This window comes from Thermogutta sp., assembly GCF_014359955.1.
GTDB lineage: Bacteria > Planctomycetota > Planctomycetia > Pirellulales > Thermoguttaceae > Thermogutta.
On record NZ_JACIYL010000701.1, the window covers coordinates 1 to 2,342 of the forward strand.

Annotated in this window: 3 protein-coding genes; 1 reads left to right on the forward strand and 2 read right to left on the reverse strand. The window is 59.9% G+C overall.

Translation table 11 applies throughout. The features are described 5' to 3' along the window. Positions 1 to 713, reverse strand: a 713-nt coding sequence (locus tag H5U08_RS16010; RefSeq protein ID WP_297035324.1) for a hypothetical protein, incomplete at its 3' end; no start/stop codon positions are given. 402 nt (positions 714 to 1,115) lie between these two features. Here H5U08_RS16010 and H5U08_RS16015 point away from each other — a divergent pair. Next, positions 1,116 to 1,511, forward strand: a complete 396-nt coding sequence (locus H5U08_RS16015; protein WP_297035327.1) for a diacylglycerol kinase family protein — start codon at positions 1,116 to 1,118, stop codon at positions 1,509 to 1,511. A 69-nt stretch (positions 1,512 to 1,580) separates the two neighbouring features. Here H5U08_RS16015 and H5U08_RS16020 read toward each other — a convergent pair. Beyond that, a partial coding sequence (locus H5U08_RS16020) for a sigma 54-interacting transcriptional regulator (protein ID WP_297035331.1) occupies positions 1,581 to 2,342 on the reverse strand: 762 nt, incomplete at its 5' end.

Sequence of the window (2,342 nt, forward strand, 5' to 3'; positions counted from 1 at the left end):
GCCTCAGCCCGTCGCGCCATACGGAGATGCCCCTCGTGAAGTGGATTGAAGGCCCCGGGAAAAATCAGCGGCGGACGGCCTTTCTCCCAATCGTGAGGAACTCCCACCGAGACGGCATCCGCTTCGCCCAACAGGAGAGAGCGCCAGGCGGGCGGCGCCTCCGCCTGGCGATGCTCGATGGACTCCCCGGGCAGGATCGGAATTTCTTCATTGAACGGGACATCACACGCCGTGGCGATACCCTGCAGAAACAGCCGCCGGGCCACCTCCTCCTCTTCATCCCGCGACCGTGCCCCTTTGTTGAGCACCAGTGAATAACTCCGCGTAAATTCGACTCGCTGAATGGCCACGTGAATGCGGTGAGGCCCCTTTTTGGGCCGATCCGTCGCCAGAGACGCCGTGCAGGAGACCCCGACCACCGGCACGTTGTTGCCGCTCTCCGGATGCTCGGCAAGATACAGCTCCCGTGCCCGAAGAAACGCTGCCATCGCCATGGCCCGGGCAGTGGCCTCGGAACACGCCTGTTCGGGCGGACCGCCCAACAGGTCCCTGAGCGACGCCAAACTGTAGGGAACGCGGGCTTCGAGGACGGTTCGCGAGGCCCCCGGAACTTTCAGCAGATCCGCCATCGCCTGCGAGCCCCCTCCCGCTGCCACCAGGACCATCAGCCAGGGGGTTTCGTGGATCCTGCGAATGATGTCATCTATGGCCATGAGCCTTTCTCACCGGGCGAACACGTTCGTTCAAATCGGCCGACCTTTTTCACACATGGGATGGCGGCACGGTCTCGTTCCTGCCTGTCAATCAGGAAGATCCCGTGCAACGCCGATTGTCCACCGCGAAGCACCGGCCGGTACCCGAGCCTTCACCCTATTTTGATCGAGCAGTCCAATCTTGTGCGGTGCGATACGCATGGCCATTCCGAATACCGGCCATTGTCCCATTGTAATGGAAAATCGTAATGCCAAATGATGGCCTGCTCGTCTTCAGGCACAAACTGCATAACCAGTTCATCTTTTCAATTCGGCATATTCGGCTGGGGCAGGAATGAGCTACAGTAAGAGAGGGCGTCAACGCGGACAGTTGCCGCCTTTTTGCGGAAAGGATTTGGGCTTATGGCGCGTCCACCGGTCAAACGACGTCGCTCGTGGTTGGAAAAGTTTTCCGCTGCCTTTCGTGGTCTCTGGTACGGCATCGTCGGCCAGAGCAGCTTCGCGGTCCATTTTGCCGTGGCCATCACGGTTCTCGTGGTGGCGGCCCTTTTCCGAGTGCGGGAGACGGAATGGTGCATCCTTATCCTGAGTATCACCGTCGTGATGACCGCCGAGCTCTTCAACAGCGCCCTCGAGTGGCTCGCCCCGGCCATCACCCAGGAATACAACCGCTACATTGAAACCGCGCTCAACGTGGCGAGTGCCGCAGTACTTGTCGCCTCTATTGGGTCCGCCGTGATCGGGGTGATCATCTTCGGGCCGCGGCTCGTTCATTTGCTGGCGTATTTGCTGGGATGATCGCGCGCCGCCGAAAAAGCTCACCCGTGCCTGCGTTCATCTTATGCAAACCGCGGATGAACTGGCCAATCAATCGGCGGTGGTAACCGGTTCCTCGGAAACCCGCCTGAGCAATCCGTACTTCTTCATTTTGTGATACAGTGTGATCCGACTGATGCCGAGTTCCCGGGCCGTTTCGATGCGCCGGTAGCCATGTCGGCGGAGCGTCTCCTCCAGAATCTGTCGTTCCGCCTCTTCAAGACGCTTTTCCAGGGTCCACCTCACCGGGATATCGGGAACGGTTGTGGGAAGATCGTGAAAGCTTTGAGGTCGAAGCATACTCGGCAGATCGTTGACGCGGAGCACTCCATCCCGGCAGTAAAGCACCGCCCGCCGAATGATGTTCTCCAGCTCCCGCACGTTGCCCGGCCAGGAATAGTTCCGCAGAGCCGCCAAAAAAGCCGGTTCTATGCCACGGAGCGTGATTCCCAGGGACCGCGCCTGCTGAATGGCAAACCGGCGTGCCAGATACTCCACGTCGTGCGGTCGCTCCCGCAACGGCGGGATGAAGAAGCTGAGCATGTTCAAACGGTAATACAGGTCCCGGCGAAACTTTCCCTGCTCCACCAGTTGGGCCAGGTCCACGTTGGAAGCCACGATGAGCCGGGCACGAGAAATCCGGGTTTCGTTACTTCCGACGGGCTCGTACTCGCCCGTCTCAATGACACGGAGGAGCTTTGCCTGCTGGTCGGGCGCCAGGACGTCGATTTCGTCCAAAAGAAGCGTACCGTCCTCAGCCGCGGCAAATTTACCCGGTTTATCGATGTCAGCGCCCGTGAAAGCACCTTTGAC